The 16,450-nt window shown below is 70.0% G+C and carries 15 protein-coding genes; 4 read left to right on the forward strand and 11 right to left on the reverse strand.

What is annotated here, in order from left to right; genetic code table 11:
- Positions 1–23: 23 nt before the first annotated feature.
- On the reverse strand, positions 24–878 hold the full coding sequence (locus ABIE38_RS07795; protein ID WP_354055096.1) for a PhzF family phenazine biosynthesis protein: 855 nt from the start codon (positions 876–878) through the stop codon (positions 24–26).
- 261 nt (positions 879–1,139) lie between these two features.
- On the opposite strand from ABIE38_RS07795, the gene ABIE38_RS07800 reads away from it, so the two are divergent.
- Positions 1,140–1,310: a hypothetical protein gene (locus tag ABIE38_RS07800; protein ID WP_182610057.1), complete on the forward strand. Its 171-nt coding sequence runs from the start codon at positions 1,140–1,142 to the stop codon at positions 1,308–1,310.
- A 113-nt stretch (positions 1,311–1,423) separates the two neighbouring features.
- Here ABIE38_RS07800 and ABIE38_RS07805 read toward each other — a convergent pair whose 3' ends face one another.
- The 7 genes from ABIE38_RS07805 to ABIE38_RS07835 all read right to left on the reverse strand — a co-directional run bounded on the left by ABIE38_RS07805 (position 1,424) and on the right by ABIE38_RS07835 (position 9,960).
- Positions 1,424–1,900 carry a hypothetical protein gene (locus ABIE38_RS07805; protein WP_354055098.1) on the reverse strand — a complete coding sequence of 159 codons (477 nt, stop codon included), beginning with the start codon at positions 1,898–1,900 and terminating at the stop codon, positions 1,424–1,426.
- Positions 1,901–1,931: 31 nt separating this feature from the next.
- Positions 1,932–2,894 (reverse strand): TIGR03885 family FMN-dependent LLM class oxidoreductase, encoded by a 963-nt coding sequence (locus ABIE38_RS07810; protein ID WP_354055100.1) that lies wholly within the window; start codon positions 2,892–2,894, stop codon positions 1,932–1,934.
- Positions 2,894–4,792 (reverse strand): glycoside hydrolase family 15 protein, encoded by a 1,899-nt coding sequence (locus tag ABIE38_RS07815; protein WP_354055102.1) that lies wholly within the window; start codon positions 4,790–4,792, stop codon positions 2,894–2,896. Before ABIE38_RS07815 ends, ABIE38_RS07810 begins: the two co-directional genes overlap by 1 nt.
- Before the next feature lie 2 nt (positions 4,793–4,794).
- Positions 4,795–6,903, reverse strand: coding sequence for an SDR family oxidoreductase (locus ABIE38_RS07820; protein WP_354055104.1), 2,109 nt, complete (start codon positions 6,901–6,903; stop codon positions 4,795–4,797).
- Positions 6,887–7,303 carry a sensory rhodopsin transducer gene (locus ABIE38_RS07825; protein ID WP_354055106.1) on the reverse strand — a complete coding sequence of 139 codons (417 nt, stop codon included), beginning with the start codon at positions 7,301–7,303 and terminating at the stop codon, positions 6,887–6,889. Before ABIE38_RS07825 ends, ABIE38_RS07820 begins: the two co-directional genes overlap by 17 nt.
- Before the next feature lie 5 nt (positions 7,304–7,308).
- Positions 7,309–8,589 (reverse strand): D-arabinono-1,4-lactone oxidase, encoded by a 1,281-nt coding sequence (locus tag ABIE38_RS07830; protein WP_354055562.1) that lies wholly within the window; start codon positions 8,587–8,589, stop codon positions 7,309–7,311.
- A 69-nt stretch (positions 8,590–8,658) separates the two neighbouring features.
- Positions 8,659–9,960 carry an acyl-CoA dehydrogenase family protein gene (locus ABIE38_RS07835; protein ID WP_354055108.1) on the reverse strand — a complete coding sequence of 434 codons (1,302 nt, stop codon included), beginning with the start codon at positions 9,958–9,960 and terminating at the stop codon, positions 8,659–8,661.
- 153 nt (positions 9,961–10,113) lie between these two features.
- Between ABIE38_RS07835 and ABIE38_RS07840 the strand changes: the two genes are divergently transcribed.
- A complete protein-coding gene (locus ABIE38_RS07840; protein ID WP_354055110.1) occupies positions 10,114–11,088 on the forward strand; it encodes a TIGR03620 family F420-dependent LLM class oxidoreductase in 975 nt (324 codons plus the stop codon).
- A 24-nt stretch (positions 11,089–11,112) separates the two neighbouring features.
- On the opposite strand, the gene ABIE38_RS07845 is transcribed toward ABIE38_RS07840, so the two are convergent.
- Positions 11,113–11,649 (reverse strand): hypothetical protein, encoded by a 537-nt coding sequence (locus tag ABIE38_RS07845; protein WP_354055112.1) that lies wholly within the window; start codon positions 11,647–11,649, stop codon positions 11,113–11,115.
- A 104-nt stretch (positions 11,650–11,753) separates the two neighbouring features.
- On the opposite strand from ABIE38_RS07845, the gene ABIE38_RS07850 reads away from it, so the two are divergent.
- Together ABIE38_RS07850 and ABIE38_RS07855 are read left to right on the forward strand one after the other, a co-directional pair.
- Positions 11,754–13,172: an MFS transporter gene (locus ABIE38_RS07850; RefSeq protein ID WP_354055114.1), complete on the forward strand. Its 1,419-nt coding sequence runs from the start codon at positions 11,754–11,756 to the stop codon at positions 13,170–13,172.
- A gap of 108 nt (positions 13,173–13,280) precedes the next feature.
- The gene (locus ABIE38_RS07855) at positions 13,281–14,876 is read left to right on the forward strand and encodes an HNH endonuclease signature motif containing protein (RefSeq protein WP_354055116.1); all 1,596 of its coding nucleotides are present in this window, start codon (positions 13,281–13,283) and stop codon (positions 14,874–14,876) included.
- Between the two features lie 63 nt (positions 14,877–14,939).
- On the opposite strand, the gene ABIE38_RS07860 is transcribed toward ABIE38_RS07855, so the two are convergent.
- Both ABIE38_RS07860 and ABIE38_RS07865 read right to left on the reverse strand, forming a co-directional pair.
- On the reverse strand, positions 14,940–15,728 hold the full coding sequence (locus ABIE38_RS07860) for an alpha/beta fold hydrolase (protein ID WP_354055564.1): 789 nt from the start codon (positions 15,726–15,728) through the stop codon (positions 14,940–14,942).
- Between the two features lie 121 nt (positions 15,729–15,849).
- Positions 15,850–16,422 carry an SRPBCC family protein gene (locus tag ABIE38_RS07865; RefSeq protein ID WP_354055118.1) on the reverse strand — a complete coding sequence of 191 codons (573 nt, stop codon included), beginning with the start codon at positions 16,420–16,422 and terminating at the stop codon, positions 15,850–15,852.
- Positions 16,423–16,450: the final 28 nt, after the last annotated feature.

Raw genomic sequence — 16,450 nt, forward strand, 5'->3', positions numbered from 1 at the left:
CCTGGCAGGCTGTCGCGTTCCGGTCAGCCCGCCCGGATCTCCCCGGCCACGAGGTGCGCCACGTGACCGGTCACCCAGATCCCGGTGCCGGGGGCGTCGTCACATCCGGCGGCGATCCCCACACGCCCCTCCCGTCCGAGCACCGTGCCCTGACGGGCGGTGTAGCGCGGGGGCAGCGTGCCGTCGCCGGTGAGCCACACCGCCAGCCCCGCCTGGAAACTGCCGGTCACCGGGTCTTCGGAGATGCCGGCCGAGACGGGGAAGAAGCGGACCTCGACCTCGACCGGACCCTCCCGGTCCGTCGGGTGGCGGCCGACGACCCCGACGCGGTCCCCGGCCAGGGCCTGAACATCGGGCCTGACAGCGAGAACCGCCTCGGCGTCGCGAAGGAGCAATGCGCAGGAACCGGGACCGTTGTCCACCCACGAATGGTCCACCACGTCCTCGCGGCTCAGCCCCAGCCCCGACGCCAGTCGCGCCACCATCGACTCCTCCAGGGGACCCGACCTGAGCAACTCCGGAGCGACGAATGACCAGTCCCCGGCCCCCTCGTCGCGGACGGTGACCAGTCCGATCCCGCATTCCTGCACGGTCCTGCCGGGCACCCGGGGCCGACCTCCGGCCTGGTGCCACGCCGCGCACGAACCGAGGGTGGGGTGGCCGGCGAACGGCAGTTCCCCGGCCGGGGTGAAGATCCGGACCCGGTAGTCGGCCTCGGCCGAGGTGGGTTCGAGGAGGAACGCCGTCTCGGACAGGTTGGTCCAGTTGGCGATGGCCGCCATGTCCGCTTCGGCCAACCCGTCCGCGTCGTGCACCACGGCGAGGGGATTGCCCCGGAACGGTACGAGGGAGAAGACGTCGACCTGCGAGAACCTCATCCCCCGACGGTACGCCCGACCTGCCGGAGCGATCTATCGGAGAGCGTGCGCGCCCGGGCGCCACCTCACGGACGGGCGCCGTCCTGGAGCGGTGGACTTGTGCGGCAGCTTTGTTACGGTGTATGTGCCGGCAACATCGAGCGGAGCCCTCACTCCCTCGGTGGGTGTCGGCCCTCGGTCCGGATGATTCCGAACCCATCCGGACGACGAGCCCGGATGGCGACGGGCCCGCCGTCGTCATACGACGAAAGGAATCACATCATGGGCAGCATCGATCAAGGACTCGGCCTCCTGCAGCTCGGCTCGACCACCTTCACGACCGGCTCCGGTGTCATCGACGCCGGCACGGACTTCCTGGGGGCGGTCGTCGGCGTGATCCGCACCGCCGTCAACGGTGCCGCGGGCCTCATCGGCTCCGCCGAGCTGGTCTGACCCCGGGCGCTCCGCAGCGCGAGTTCACGGCCCGTTTCGGGCCGGCGGCCTCACGAAGCACGAGTCGGCCCCCGCGCGGCGGGGGTCGACTCTCGCCGCGCAGGCAGCCGGGTTCAGCTTTCGCGGAGCGCGTCCGTACACGTCAGGCGCAGCTTCTCGAGCTCCTTGCCGTGGTCGACCGCGCGCTCGACCAGTGCCTCCAGGGTGGGCCGGGGCAGACGCGGGTCGCCGATCTCGAGCAGTGCCCGGAACCCCAGCTCCTTGCCCCGCACCGCGATGGTGAGCGCTTCCAGCTCGATGAGATCACTGAGCGGCGACCTCTGGGCGAACCGCTGGTTAGGCTTGAGCTGGCCGAGCTTCTCCCCGGCCCGTGCCGGGAGGTCCTTGAGGACCGACGGCGACGTCCCCGCCAGGGTCATGAGCTCCTCGAGAGTGTGGAGGTCGTCCTCGGTCTCGTCGCCGATACGGGAGACGACCGCACGGATCTCAGGATCCTCGTGGTCCTTCGCCACCCGCCTGAACAGGTCCACCCCGGCGGCAGCTCCGGCGTGGTGGTCTTGCATGTACGTGTGCAACAACTCAGTGGCCATACCGGCGACGTTACGTCTTCTGTCCCGGAGGTCAACCGCGGGCGAGGGCCGGGAGCAGCTCCTGCTCGGCCAACTCGAGGAACCCGGCCTGGTCCTGGGAGACGTGGTGCAGGTAGATCTCGTCGAACCCCAGTTCCTCGAACTCGCGGAGCCGACCGACGAGGTGATCGACCGAGTCGGTGACGATCACGGTCTCCTCGATCTTCTCGTCCGGGATGTACCGGGCGACCAGGTCGAACTCCTCCGGGGTGGGCAGATCGTAGGCGACCGGCGGGTCCACGGCGTGGTTCTGCCACTGATCCCGGGCGACCTCGCGCGCGCGGCTCATGGTGTCCTCGATCGCCACGTGGACCTGCAGGGCGAGTGTCCCCCGGCCGCCGGCCGTCCGGTAGGACCGGATGATCTGCCGGACCGAGTCGGGGTCGTCGTTGATGGTGATGAGCCCGTCGGCCCAGTGCGCCGCCCGCGCTGCGGTCTCCGGGGTGAGCGCCGGGCCCATGATCCGGGGTGGTGTCTCCGGGAGCGAGTACACCCGCGCGTTCTCGACGTCGACGAGTCCGTGGTGGGTGACCTCCTCGCCGCGGTGGAGGCGGCGGATGACGTCGACGCTCTCCTCCAGGCGGGCCTGCCGGGTGGCCTTGTCGGGCCACTTGTCCCCGGTGATGTGCTCGTTCATGTTCTGGCCGCTGCCGAGGGCGACCCAGAAGCGGTCGGGGAACATCTCGGCCAGCGTCGCCGACGACTGGGCGACGACGGCGGGGTGGTACCGCTGGCCGGGCGCGCAGACGGTGCCGAACGTCATGTCGGTGGTGGCGAGCGCGGCGCCCAACCAGGACCAGGCGAAGCCCGAGTGGCCCTGGCGCGTCGACCAGGGTGAGAAGTGGTCGGAGCACATCGCGATCCGGAAACCCGCGCGTTCGGCCTGTTGTACGTCGCGCAGCAACCTGCCCGGGGAGATCTGTTCGTGCGAGGCGTGGAATCCGTAGGTGGTCATCATTCGCCTTCCTGTCGTCCCTTCCGGGCCGCCTGCAGGGCGTCGGCCGCCCGGATCAAGCCGATGTGGCTGAACGCCTGGGGGAAGTTCCCCGCCAGGCGGCCCGATGCCGGGTCGAACTCCTCGGAGAACAGACCGAGGTCGCTGCCCCGGGACACCATGGTCTCCATCAGTCTCCGGGCATCGGCGATACGGCCGCTCCCTGCATACTGCTCGACCAGCCAGAAGGTGCACAGGACGAACGGGTACTCGCCACCCTCCAGGCCGTCGATCCCGCTGTCCACCCGGTACCTGTGGACGAAACCCTCCTCGGTGACGAGGTCACGTTCGATACACGCCACCGTGCCGAGCATCCGGGGATCGTCGTAGTCCAGGAATCCGGTGTGGGGCAGCTGCAGGAGGGAGGCGTCGACCTCGGAGTTGTCGTAGGTCTGGGTGAAGCTGCCCAGTTCGGCGTCGAATCCGTGCTCGTCGATCTCCTCGGCCAGTCGGGCGCGGAGCTCGTGCCACCGTTCGACGGGCCCGTCGAGCCCGTGTTCCTCGACCGCGCGGACGCCCCGGTCGAAGGCGGCCCACATCATGGCCCGCCCGTGGGTGAAGTGGTGGGTGGACCCCCGCATCTCCCAGATCCCGTGGTCCTCGCGGTCGAAGTGCTTCTCCGCGTAGCGCAGGAGGCCCTTCTGCAGGCCCCAGGTGTACTCGTCCTCGTGTACTCCGGCCTCACGTAGGTCGTGGAGGGCGATCATGACCTCTCCCACGACGTCCGCCTGGTACTGGTCCGCGGCGCCGTTGCCGATGCGCACCGGCCGGGAGTCCTCGTAGCCGTCGAGGTGGTCAAGTTCCATCTCGATCAACTGGCGTTCCCCGCCCAGGCCGTACATGATCTTGACGTCGTCGACGTCACCGGCGACCGCACGCAGGAGCCAGTCCCGCCAGAGCGCGGCCCCCTCGGTGAGGCCGTGCGCCACCACGACCTCGATCGTGAAGGCGGCGTCGCGGAGCCAGGTGTAGCGGTAGTCCCAGTTCCTCTCGCCGCCGAAGTACTCGGGCAGCGAGGTGGTCGGCGCTGCCACGATGGCGCCGGTGTCCAGATTGGTCAGTGCCCGCAGGACCAGGAGCGATCGGGTCACCTCGGGCTGGGGATCGCACTCGACCTCCAGCTGGGACGACCAGTCGGTCCAGGCCCGGATGGTCGCCGCGATCGTCTCGTCGGCGTCGGGCGGGTCCGGGACCTCCTCGTGCGACGGGAACCAGGTCAGGTCCCAGTCCAGCCGCTCTCCGGCGCGGACATCGAACAGCCCCTCGAGTCGACGGGCGCGGCCACCTTCCTGGGACTGTTCGTCACCGGGAACGGCGGCGCGGGCATGGGTGTCGTCGCTGGGCGACGAGTCGTCGTCCTCGTCCGGCCACCGCAGCATCGGCCCGGTGACCAGGATGCCGTCGGGTCCCGCCAGGGCCAGTAGCGCGCGGTCCTGGCCGTCCCTGGCGATCTCCCGGGTCCACGGCGTGGCCCGTGCGTAGTCGAACCTGAGGCGCAGGTCGTGCTCGACCGTCACCTCACCGTCGAGGCACTCGACCCGGCGGATCAGGTCTCCCTGCGACTCGCTGCGCAGGAGGCAGTCGGTCACCCGGGCGGTGCCGGTCGGCGACCGCCAGGTCGTCTCCAGCACGAAGGTCTCCGGGATGTATCGGCGATCGATCACCTGGCCGTCGACCACGGAGAGGCACCACCGGCCGTCCTCTGGGCCGCCGAGGAGGGCCGAGAACACGGCAGGGGAGTCGAATCTGGGGAGGCAGAGCCAGTCGATGCTCCCGTCCCGCGACACCAGTGCTCCGGTTCGCAGGTCGGACAGCAGTGCGTAGTCCTCGAGGGGGGTGCTGTGCGTCGAGCCCGCCATCTCTAGAAGACGGGCTTGCCGCCGGTGACCCCGAGCACGGTGCCCGAGACGTAACCGGCGTCGGCGGGCGAGGCGAGGAAGACGAACGCGCCCGCACATTCGGCGGGCTGTCCCGCGCGACCGAGCGGGGTGTCCGATCCGAACTCCTCGAGCTTCTCGCCGGGCTGGGTCGCCGGCTGCAGCGGCGTCCAGATGGGGCCGGGGGCGACCGCGTTCACGCGGATGCCCCGGGACCCGAGCTCGGAGGCGAGATTGACGGTGAGGTTGTTCAGGGCCGACTTGGTGGCCGCATAGTCGAGCAGCGGCGGGGCCGGTTGGTAGGCCTGGATCGACGTGGTGGTGATGATCGACGACCCGGGCCCGAGGTGGGTCAACGCCTCCTGGCTCGCCCAGATCGTGGCGTAGAGGTTGGTCTTGAACACCCGGTCCATGTTCTCGCTGTCGATGGTCTCCAGACCCTCGCCGCGGGCATGTTGGTAACCGGCGTTGTTGACGAGGACGTCCAGACCGCCGAGCTGCTCCGCGGCATCCCGGACCATCTGACGGCACTGGGCCTCGTCGCGCAGGTCGCAGGGGAGGAGCACCGCCCGCCGACCCGCGTCCTCGATCCAGCCCCGGGTGTCCTGGGCGTCGGGCTCCTCCTCCGGCATGTAGGAGATCGCCACATCGGCTCCCTCGCGGGCGTAGGCGATGGCCGCGGCCCGCCCGATCCCCGAGTCCCCGCCGGTAATCAGGGCCTTCATTCCCTGGAGCTTGCCTGATCCGCGGTAGGTCTGTTCCCCGTGATCGGGCACCGGGGTCATCTCGGAACTGAGCCCGGGGGGCCGCTGCTCCTGGGGCGGAAACCCGCCGCTGTCGTTCGTCATCTCCTCGGCGCGCCGTGTGATATCGCTCGTGGTGTTCATATCTCCAACGTACGTAAAGCTGTCGTATCCGCCACCGGCCATCGGGTCGCCACGGCCGGAGATGACAGGGCCGACGGGAGGCCGGGTAGCCCGACCGGCAGCCGCCTCGAGTACGGCCACCGCCTCGGACTGTTCCATCCCAACGATCCGCAGGAGGTCGATCACGGCCGACCGGATCTGCCCCACGGCCACGGCGATCGCCGGGGTGCTGGGCGCGGCATAGGTGGAGGACGCCGAGATCGCGGAGTCCAGGGCCAGTCGACGGACGAGCTCGGCATCACCGACGCCGGCTGTCCAGCGGCGGAGCTCGTCCACGGCGGACACCAGGTGATCGAGCGCGTCCAGGACGGCCTGGTCGACCGGATCGCCGTGGCGGACCAGGTTCGCCGCCGCTCGACACAGTGCCCGCCCGGAGGTGACCAGCAACACGACCCGGTCCCCGAGTCTCCCGGAGGCCTGAAGGGCCCGCCGCCGCTCGGTCCGCGTGCGACCGGGGCCGAGGGGAAGGCGTTCCCGCGTGGCGGATGCGGCATCGATGAGTTCCTGACGAGCGGCGGCGAGGGTGTCCATCTCCTCCAGCCGCCGCTCGGCCCCGGAGAGCGAACCGGTCTCGAGGTCGTCCCGCAGGGCGGTGAGAATGGAGCTGAAGCGGTTCAGATGACGGCCGGCGACCGCGGTGACCCTGTGGCGGGGATTGTGGGGGACCACCGAGGTCAGCACCACCGCCACCGCACCGCCGATCACCGCGTCCCCGAGCCTGACCCACGGGCCGGTCTCCAGAACGGGAACCAGGACCATCACGACCACCGCCGCCACCGCCGCCTGGTTACTGAGCAGGCCACTCGCCCGGAACGCGACCGCGGCCGTGGTCGCCAACAACACCGCGACGGCCAGTTGCCACGCACCGACCCCGAACCACCGGGCCAGGGCCTCGGCGGCCACGATCCCCAGGAGCACACCCGTCGAGATCTCGAGCGCACGGACCCGGCGCTGCCCGGCGGACAGTCCGGTCGCGACGACGGCCGCGATCGGCGCGAAGACCGCGTTCTGCGGGCCGAACACCAGCTCGGCGAGGAGGAAGGCGAGGCCGGCGGCCGTCGCGGCGAGGAGCAGGGTCGGGGCGTATCGGGCGATCCTCGCCCAGGACTCGGACGCACGGCGGCGCGCGCCCTCGAACAGGCGGGACGCGCTAGCTCGCGGGTCCACCGGAGCCACCGGGATGCCCGGAGTATCCGGGTAGCGAGGTGACGGCGAGGTGGTCTCTCCTGGTGTCGATGTAGACGAGCTCTGCCACAACGGGCACATCGCTGTCCAGCACCACCCCGAAGGGGCGCCCCAGCGGAACCGCCTCCGGGTCGATGAGGTCGTTGACGCGGAGATGACGCACCCGGCGCCGAGAGACGAGGATCTCGTACGGCCCCACCGGCTCGCGGTCCTCGTGAAAGATGGTCACCCGGACACAGGCGTCCTCGGCGGCGGTGTTGAGCAGACGTAGTTCCACCCGGCTCGTGAACTCGGGCTCGTGGCCGGTGCTCTGTTCGGGGATCCATCCCGAGGAGAACGACCACCGGGTGCTCCCGGTCGCTTCTGATCGCCTATCGGTCATGGGTCTCACCGCCCTCCCGGTGCAGCGGGGCCTGCCCCCGTCACCAGTAGTTCGCGCAGATGATCATTCAGGAAGACACCGTCCGGGTCGAGACGCTGCCGGACGCGGGAGAACTCGTCCCACTCCGGATACCTCGCCGCGAGCTCGTCGGCGCCCAGGTGGTGCTTCTTACCCCAGTGGGGCCTGCCGTCGTGCTCGAGGAACAGCGGCTCCATGTCCGAGAAGTACTCCTCGTGGGGCAGGGAGGCGTTCTGTAGGAGGGCGATGGTCATCGACGGGCGCCCGTGGAACGGGCTGAGGAATCCGTGGTCGGCAGCCACCGTCCGGACCAGGACGCGCCATCCCACGATCGACCGGTGTCGTGCCTTGATCCGCTGCCTTGCCCGGCGAAACGCCGCCAACGTGGTGTCCAGCGGTAGCGCGTACTCCATCTCCTCGAACAGCAGGTGCCGGTCGTTGGGAAGGATCTCGTACGCGGGTCCGGTCTCCTCGGTCTTGAGAGTGCCGGGGGGCGGCCGGAGATCCGGCTCCCGCCCCGGCTCGTCGAGCAGTCGCACCTGGGCAAGGTCGCTCCGCGGATACCAGTAGAAGTCCATGTGGCGGTGCGAGTCGACCAGTTCGGCGTAGTTGTCCAGTACCCAATCGATATGGGTCATCCAGTTCCGGCGATGCAGTTCGTAGTACGGACGGACGCGCAGCGTCATGCGGGTAAACACCCCCAACGCCCCCAACGAGACCTGCGCCGCTCTCGCCAGGTCGTCGTCGGCAACGCCCCCGGGTCGCCGGTGAGCGCTATCCCCGCGGTTCTCCTCGGTGGCGCCGGCGTCTTGCCCGAACGAGACCTCGTCGCCCGTTCCCGTGACCAGTGTTCCCCCGACGAGGGTGGAGGAGAGGTTGCCCAGGCGCGCTCCGGTCCCGTGGGTTCCGGTGCCGATCGCGCCGGCGATGGACTGGTAGTCGACGTCCCCGAGGTTCTCCAGCCCCAGTCCGTACTCACGGAGTGCCGCGCCCAGGTCCGCCAGTGGCGTTCCGGGGAGCACGGTCGCGAGACCGCGCGCGGGGTCGGTGGCCTCGACCCCCGACAGTTCGTCGACCGAGAGGAGCACGTCGTCCGTGGCCACCAGCGGCATCGAGGAGTGGCCGGACCCCACCGGCCTGACGGACCGCCCGTGCTCGCGCGCCTGGCGGACGGCTGACACCACCTCGGCGCTGTCCTTCGCGCGAATCCGGGACCGGGGCGTGAACTCGACGCTCGCGGACCAGTTGGTGAACTTCTCCGACTCGATGTGACTTCACCTCCGGTTACTCCGTAGTGCCACGGTACGGGTGGGCCACGGGGGACGTCATCCGGTTGATCAGCGGCCCAGCAACCCCTTGGCGATATGGGTCACCTGGATCTCGTTACTACCGGCGTAGATCATGAGCGACTTGGCGTCCCGGGCGAGTTGCTCGACCCGGTACTCCGCCATGTACCCGTTTCCGCCGAAGAGCTGCACCGCGTCCATCGCGACCTCGGTGGCGGCCTCGGACGAATAGAGCTTCATGGCAGACGCCTCGGCCAGGGTGAGGGGCTTTCCGGCCCGCGCCCGCTCGATGGAGTGGAACACCATGTTCTGCACGTTGATCCGCGCCACCTCCATCCGGGCCAGCTTGAGCTGGATCAATTGGAACCGCCCGATCTCCTGGCCCCAGAGGGTGCGCTCGCGCGAGTAGTCCACGCAGAGCCGGTGACATTCCTGGATGATCCCCAGCGCCATGATCGCCACCCCGGTGCGCTCGGCGGTGAAACTGGACTTGGCGGACTCTCGCCCGTCGCCGCCGCGGTGATCCTCGGTCTCCCCCAGCAGGCGGTCTCGGCCGAGCCGGACGTCATCGAAGAACAGCTCGCCGGTGGGGGAGCTGTGCAGGCCCATCTTCTTGAACGGAGCGCTCTGCGTGAGGCCGTCCATCCCCGTGTCCAGGACGAAGGTCAGGACCCTGCGGTCACGCTTGGTCGCCGCGGCGTCGCGGTCGTCGGCACCCGCCGGCGCGCCCTCGTCGAGCTTGGCGTAGACGATCATCACGTCGGCGTGCGGGCCGTTGGTGATGAACGTCTTGCGGCCGTTGAGGATGTAGTCGTCACCGTCCCTCCGCACGTAGGTCCGCATCCCGCCGAAGGCGTCGGACCCCGAGTCCGGTTCCGTGATGGCCCACGACGCGACCTTCTCCATGGTCACGATTCCCGGCAGCCAGCGTTCCTTCTGCGCCAACGTCCCGCGCGACATGATGGTCGTGGCGCCCAGCCCGATGCTCACCCCGAGCGCCGACACCAGGCCCATGCAGGCCCCCGCGAGTTCGCTGATCACCACCGCCATCAACGAGTCCTGGCCCTCGAAGGCTCCGCCCGACTTGCCCGACTTGCCCGAACCGCCCGACCCGCCCGACCCGCCCGAGCTCGCCGATGCGCCCGACTCCCGTGCCCGCTGCCGGGCGAGCATCTTCTCCACCCCGTCGGCGGCCATAGTGTCGATCCCGAACTCCGCGAACAGCTTTCGGATGATCGGATAGGGCGGCATCTCCCCGCTCTCGAGGGCGTCCAGATTCGGGCGGATCTCCTTGGCGATGAAGCCCCGCACGGCCTCCCGGATCATCAGATCGGTCTCGGACCACTCGTACATCGGTGTCTCGTCTCCTCGGTGCCCAGGCCGCCGCTGGAACATGTTCCGGTTCAGTCTGTCGCGCCCCGGGGCGTGGGACGGGGTTTCGGCGTGAAACGCCTCCCGCCGGGTAATGGGCGCGGAACCCCCGCGAGGTCGGGCACACTCGGATGCATGAGTGCTTCCCTCGACAACGCGTCCGACCGGGCCGGCGACAACCAGGCCGCCGGTACTCAGGCGGGTCGCGGCCAGCTCGGGAGGGTCGGTCTGTGGACGGGCTCCCTGGAGGGCGTGCCGCCGGCCGGGATCCCGGATCTGCTCGGCGAGCTCGAGGAGCAGGGCTGGGGGTCGCTGTGGTTCGGCGAGGCCGTCGGCCGAGAGGCGTTCACCGCCGCGCAGCTCTACCTGGGGGCCACCCGCCGCATGGCCATCGGTACGGGCATCGCGAACATCTACGGCCGGGACGCCTCGGCGGCGGGGGCGGCCGCGCGCACCATCGAGGCCATGTACCCCGGCCGGTTCGTCCTGGGCCTTGGCGTATCCCACGCCCCGCTGGTCGAACGGCACCGCGGGCACAACTACGGGCGCCCGCTGTCGGCGATGCGCGAGTACCTCGATGCGCTGGACCGGACCCAGCCCATGGCGGCGGGGGAGGACACCATGCCTCCGGTGGTACTGGCCGCCCTCGGCCCCAAGATGCTCGAACTGTCCCGGGACAGGACCGCGGGCGCGCACCCGTATCTGACCCTCCCCGAGCACACCGCTCGCGCGCGCGAGATCCTCGGCGGAACCGGGGAGGACGGACCGGCCCTGGTCGTGGAACACGCCGCGGTGGTCGCCGCGGGCGTGGAGGACGACGACGAGCTGTGGCGGTCGCGGGCCCGGGACCACCTGAACATCTACACCGGGCTGCCGAACTACCGGAACTCCTGGACCCGCCAGGGCTTCGATGAGTCCGACTACGTCCGAGGCGGCAGCGACCGTCTCCAGGCGGCCATGGTGACCCGGGGGGTCGAGGCCACCCGGGCGCGGGTGCAGGAGCACCTGGACGCGGGCGCCTCGACGGTGCTCGTGCAGGTACTCGGGGAGAACATCCTGGTCCCGCCGGTCGAGGACTGGCGGCACGCGTACGAGGGGCTCCTGGGCTGACTGCTGACTGAACCCGGGGCGGGGTCAGCCGGTGTAGGCGACGGTGTCGACGACGATCGGTCCCGCCACGGCTCCTCCGGTGGTGGTGAGCCGGTACTCGACCCGGCCGGAACCGGTGGAGATGATGGCGTCGTACGGGTGCGCGATCGGGTCGGGGACTCCCAGGGAGATCCGCGGGTGGGGGATCTGCGCGACCTTCTGCCCGCTCGTGCCGGTGTCCAGGTTGCGCCACGAGAGCGTGGCGGTCAGATCGCACGGACCCACGCCGACGACCGCGAAGGCCCAGCTCACACTGGCCGTCCCGGGATATCCGTCACCTCGCAACGAGGTGGACACGGCTCCGGCGCACGCACCGGTGGGAGACCCGCCCCAGGCGACCAGACGGTTCGGGGCGGGCAGGAGTTGTGTGAGGGCCTCGGAAGAGTCCTGCGCGTTCGCGGTGGCCGGGGCCGCGAGGGCGGCGGCCAGCGCGACGGCCGTGGCGGCGAGGGTCGCGGTCACGGTAGCGGGGGATCGGCGGGTGGCCCGCCGGGTCGTGCCGATGGTGTTCACCGTTCCCATGCTTCCACCGGGTGAGGTGGACCACAAGGGTCCGGGGTCAACGGCGAACGCGCTCGACACCTGTCTGTAGTGTCCGACCAAAGGGTTTCCGAGAGGACACATCAATGGGCGGCAGGACGCGGGGCGGGGACGCCGTTCGGGTGGAGCAGAACGGGCTGATCGTCGTCCTGGCCTTCGGCGGGATCGTCATGTCCCTCACCCAGACCCTGGTGATCCCGCTACTGGGGATGTTGCCCGCCATCCTCGGCACCTCGGCGACCAACGCCGCGTGGGTCGTCACCGTGACGCTGCTCGCCGGAGCGGTGGCCGGCCCCGTGATGGGGCGCCTCGGCGACCTCTATCCCAAGAAGAACGTCCTGATCGGCGTCACGGCGGTGATGGTCGCCGGGTCCGTCCTGTGCGCCCTGTCCACCTCGCTGTGGCCGATGCTCATCGGTCGGGCGCTCCAGGGCGTGGGGATCGGCGTGATCCCGATCGGCATCGCGACGATGCGCGAGGTGCTGCCCGCCGTGCGACTCGGACCGGCGATCGCCCTCATGAGCTCCTCGTTGGGGGTCGGTGGTGCGCTAGGGCTCCCGGCGGCGGCGGCGCTGGCCCAATACGGCTCCTGGCAGTGGATGTTCTGGGGTACGGCCGTTCTCGGACTGGGGATCATCGCCATGATGGCCCTGCGCATCCGGTCGCTGCCGGCCGCCAAACCCGACGGCACCCTGGACCCGATCGGAGCCGCGGGCCTCGCGGTGGGCCTGATCTCGCTCCTGTTGGCGGTGTCGAAGGGCGCGGACTGGGGCTGGCTCTCCGCGTTGACCCTCGGGTTGTTCGCGCTCGCTGCCGTGGCGTTCCCGGTGTGGGGCTGGTGGGTGCTGCGCCACCCGTCCCCGCTCATCGACCTGAGGGTGGCGGCGCGCCGACCGGTCCTGCTGACCAACATCGCCTCGATCCTCGTGGGCATGGGTCTGTATGCGCAGCTGCTCGTCATCCCGCAGATACTCCAGCTCCCGGTGGCCACCGGCCACGGGCTGGGGCAGTCGATGGTCGCCATGGGGCTGTGGATCGCGCCCGGCGGACTGGCCATGATGGCCGTCTCCCCCATCAGCGGACGACTCATCACCACCCGGGGTCCCAAGCCCACGCTCATCCTGGGATCGCTGGTCATCGCGTCGGGGTACGCCTCCGCCATGTTCCTCATGGGCTCGAAGTGGGGTGTCATGCTCGCGGCCGTCATCACCAGTTCGGGCGTGGGTCTGGCCTACGGTGCCATGCCCGCCCTCATCATGTCGTCGGTGCCGCACTCCGAGATGGGGTCCGCCAACAGCGTCAACACCCTCATGCGGTCGATCGGCACTACCACGGCCGCGGCGGTACTCGGGGTGATCCTCACGCAGATGTCCGTGGACTTCGGGGGGCTGTTCGTGCCCACCGAGACCGGCTTCCGCGTGGGCCTGTTGCTCGGGTGCGGGGTCGCACTGGCGGCCGCCGCGGTCGCCGCCATGATCCCGCCCCCGTGGGAGACGGAGGACTGACCCACGGCACCTCGGGACGCACTCTCTGAGGCGTTGCAGGATCGTTACCTAAATCGCTTCTGTGTTCGATAGAATCGAACACAGAAGCGATGCTGGTGAGGAGGGGCGATGATCAGCGGTGGCAGTGGCGGTTCGGCCGATGGCGTGGCTGCCGAGCTCCTCGCCTCAGAGGTGCTGTTCGCCGAGAATCGCGCGGCCGCCGCGAGATGCCGGGGTGTCCATGCCCTCGTCGAGCACCACGAACGGCAGCTCGAGGCACGGTTGCAGGAGATGGGCCCGGGGGAGCCTGACTGGTCCAGGCTCGACCCCATCGATCACACCTGCCAGTCTCTGGTGGCCACGACCGGTGTGACGTATTCGCGGGCGAGTGACGTGGTCGGGTTGGCCGTGGACGTGCACGCCTGGGCCCCCGCGGTACTGGATGCGATGGAATCGGGGCTGTTGTGCGAGCGCATCGCGATGCTGCTGTGTAGCCGGATCAGGGACGTGGACCCCTCCCTCAGCCACGAGGTACAGGCCGCTGTCGTCGAGGATTATCTCGGGCGACTCCGTAGGGGGGAGCGGCCCAACCGGAGGACGATCTCTAGGCACGCGGACAACGTTGTCGCGAAGATCGACCCGGAGGGCGAGGCCGATCGCCGCCGTGACGCCGCCTTCGGTCGGGGTGTGCGATTTCGCAGAGAAGACCGCGGGATGTGCACCATGACAGCCCGTCTGCCCGCAGCTGCGGGGGCGGTTCTCGCGGAGCGAATCGACGCCTTCGCGGGAAAAGCGGCGCCAGGTGATCGCCGAACCCTCGCGCAGCGGCGCGCCGACGCGTTGGTGGCGATGGCCACCGGTGACCATGTCGTGGCGGACCCCGACGGCGGGTATCGGGACACATCCGCCGCAGGATCTGCGGACCCGACGTCAGCTTCAGCCCGCGGCTCGTACGCGGCTCGGGGCAAGGGAAACGGCGCGCGCACGGGCGAGGTCGCTGGCAGCGGGGCCGGAGCCGGTGACGGTGCCTCAGCTGCTGAGGCGGCGGGGCAAAGGGGTGCCGATGGAGCGGACGAACCCGTGCACGCACCGGTGAACGTCTCGCCGCTACTGCGTCCGCGCGTGACCGTGATCGCCCACGGAGTCGGAGCGCCGCGTCTGGAGTTCGCCAGAACGGGAGAAGCAGCGCTTGAGACCCTGACCCGTCTGCTCGAGTCTGCACAGGGCGCGACCTTCGAGCTCGTGGACACTCGACCCGGAACCCACGATGGCGGTGAGAGTGCCTATCGCTATCGGATTCCTCCAGACCTGGCGCGACGGGTCCGAATGAGAGACGGGACCTGTCGGCATCCCGGTTGCGCGGTGCCGGCGGAATCCTGCGACATAGATCATATTGTCCCCTTCAATCACTCCGATCCCTCGAGTGGCGGTCTGACCATCGAGAAGAACCTGATGAGTATGTGTCGGCGACATCACCGGTACAAGACCTTCTCCGACGCCCACTATGAGTACCTCGACGGCGGGCGGATCAAGATTCGATTCGGCAGACATGTCCTGACCACAACTCCTACAGGTCCGCTGGCGCGGGCCCGTGGGTTCGTGACCGCTCCGAGGTCCCCACGTCCCAACCGGCCATCCGGGAGGACGTCGGGCGCCAGCTCTGAAGGCGGCCCCGAGCGCAGCAGGCGGCGTGGCGATCATGAAGACGACCCGCCCCCGTTCTGACGGGGACCAGACCCCGGACCCCAGACCCCGGGCGCTCTCTCTGCCATTGGTTCTGCCGCCGGCTCAACTCTGCGCGCGAGCGATGATCTCCTTGGCGAGCTCGGCTGGGCGCTCCTCCGGGATCCAGTGGCTCGCGCCGGTCATCTCCACGAAGCGGTAGTCGGCGTCCACGTAGTGGGCGGTCCGCTCGGCGCCACCGCGGCCGAGGGCCGGGTCGTGATCGCTCCAGACGAAGGTCGTGGGCACGCGGACGCGGGCGGTCGCCTTCCCGGGTGAGGCGAAGGGCAGCGCGCGGTACCACCCCAGTCCACCGGGCACGGCGCCGTCGGCGACCATCTCGCGGCGGTAGCGGGAGACCATCGCCGGCGTCATCCCCATCCTGGCGAGAGCGCGTTCCGTCGGGCCTCCATCCGAGGTGAGGACCCGCTCGGGAACCCACGGCAACTGGAAGAACCCGATGTACCAGGAGCGCAACAGCTGATCGGAGACGATCATCGCGCGACGGAAGGCCGCCAGGTGGGGCACCGACACCGCGGTGAGCGACAGGACCCGGTCGGGATGCGCGGCGGCCACCCCCCACGCCACGGCCGCGCCCCAGTCGTGGCCGACGACGTGGGCGGCGGGCAGGTCGGCGCTGTCGAGCAGGGCGAGGACGTCTCCCACCAACTCGGACAGTCGGTACGCCCGCCGACCCCTGGGGCGGGCGGTGGAGCAGTAGCCACGCTGGTCCAGGACCAGCGTGCGGAACCCGGCCGCGTGCAGGCGGGGCGCCACCGCGTCCCAGCTGCTCGTGCGCTGCGGGAAGCCGTGGAGGAGTACCACGACCTCGCCGTCGGCCGGGCCGGAGTCGATGGCCCGGAACCGGAGGCGGCCACGGGTGAAGGTGAGCTCCCCGGACCTCGTCGGCTCGGACCTCGACGGCTCGGGACCCGGCGGCTCGGAACCCAGCGGAGTCTGGCCCGGGACGGTCGGATCAGCCACGGACGTATCCTCTCCGGACCGCCCGCTCGAGGATGCCCAGGGTTGCTTTGAGTGCGGACGCGTCCAGCACCGGCAGGATGCCGGAATCGCGCCACTTGGGATGGGCGTCGGACCAGTCGTAGTAGCTCACGACCTCCGTCAGCGGCCCGTCAAGGTCCTCGGCGCCGCCTCCGCCTCCGTCCGCGTTCCCGCTGCCGAGTTGCGTCAGGCGATACCCATAGGTGTGACCGATCGGTGGCGTGATCTGGCCGTCGATGGTCCAGGCGATCTCCTCACCCGGCACGAACCGCGTGATGATGACGGTCACGTCGTACCGGCCGAGGTCGTAGTCGCCCAGCGACTCCCGGTCCATGTGCACGACGAACCGGTCACCCGAGGCCGTGACCATCGAGCCCTCGGCGGACTGGAGCATCCCCGAGGAGTCGATGGCCACGTGACCGTCGGGATCGCAGAGCACGGCGAACACCTGGTCCGCCGGCGCCGCGATGACCCGCCTTGCCTCGAGGCGTGTCCCGGGGGCGGCGTCGTCGGCCCCGGACGAGCTGGTCGCTTCGCTGTCCGTCATGCCGTTGACGCTACCCCCGGGCATCGAC

This window comes from Dietzia sp. 2505 (assembly GCF_040546785.1).
In the GTDB taxonomy this organism is placed as follows: Bacteria; Actinomycetota; Actinomycetes; order Mycobacteriales; family Mycobacteriaceae; genus Dietzia.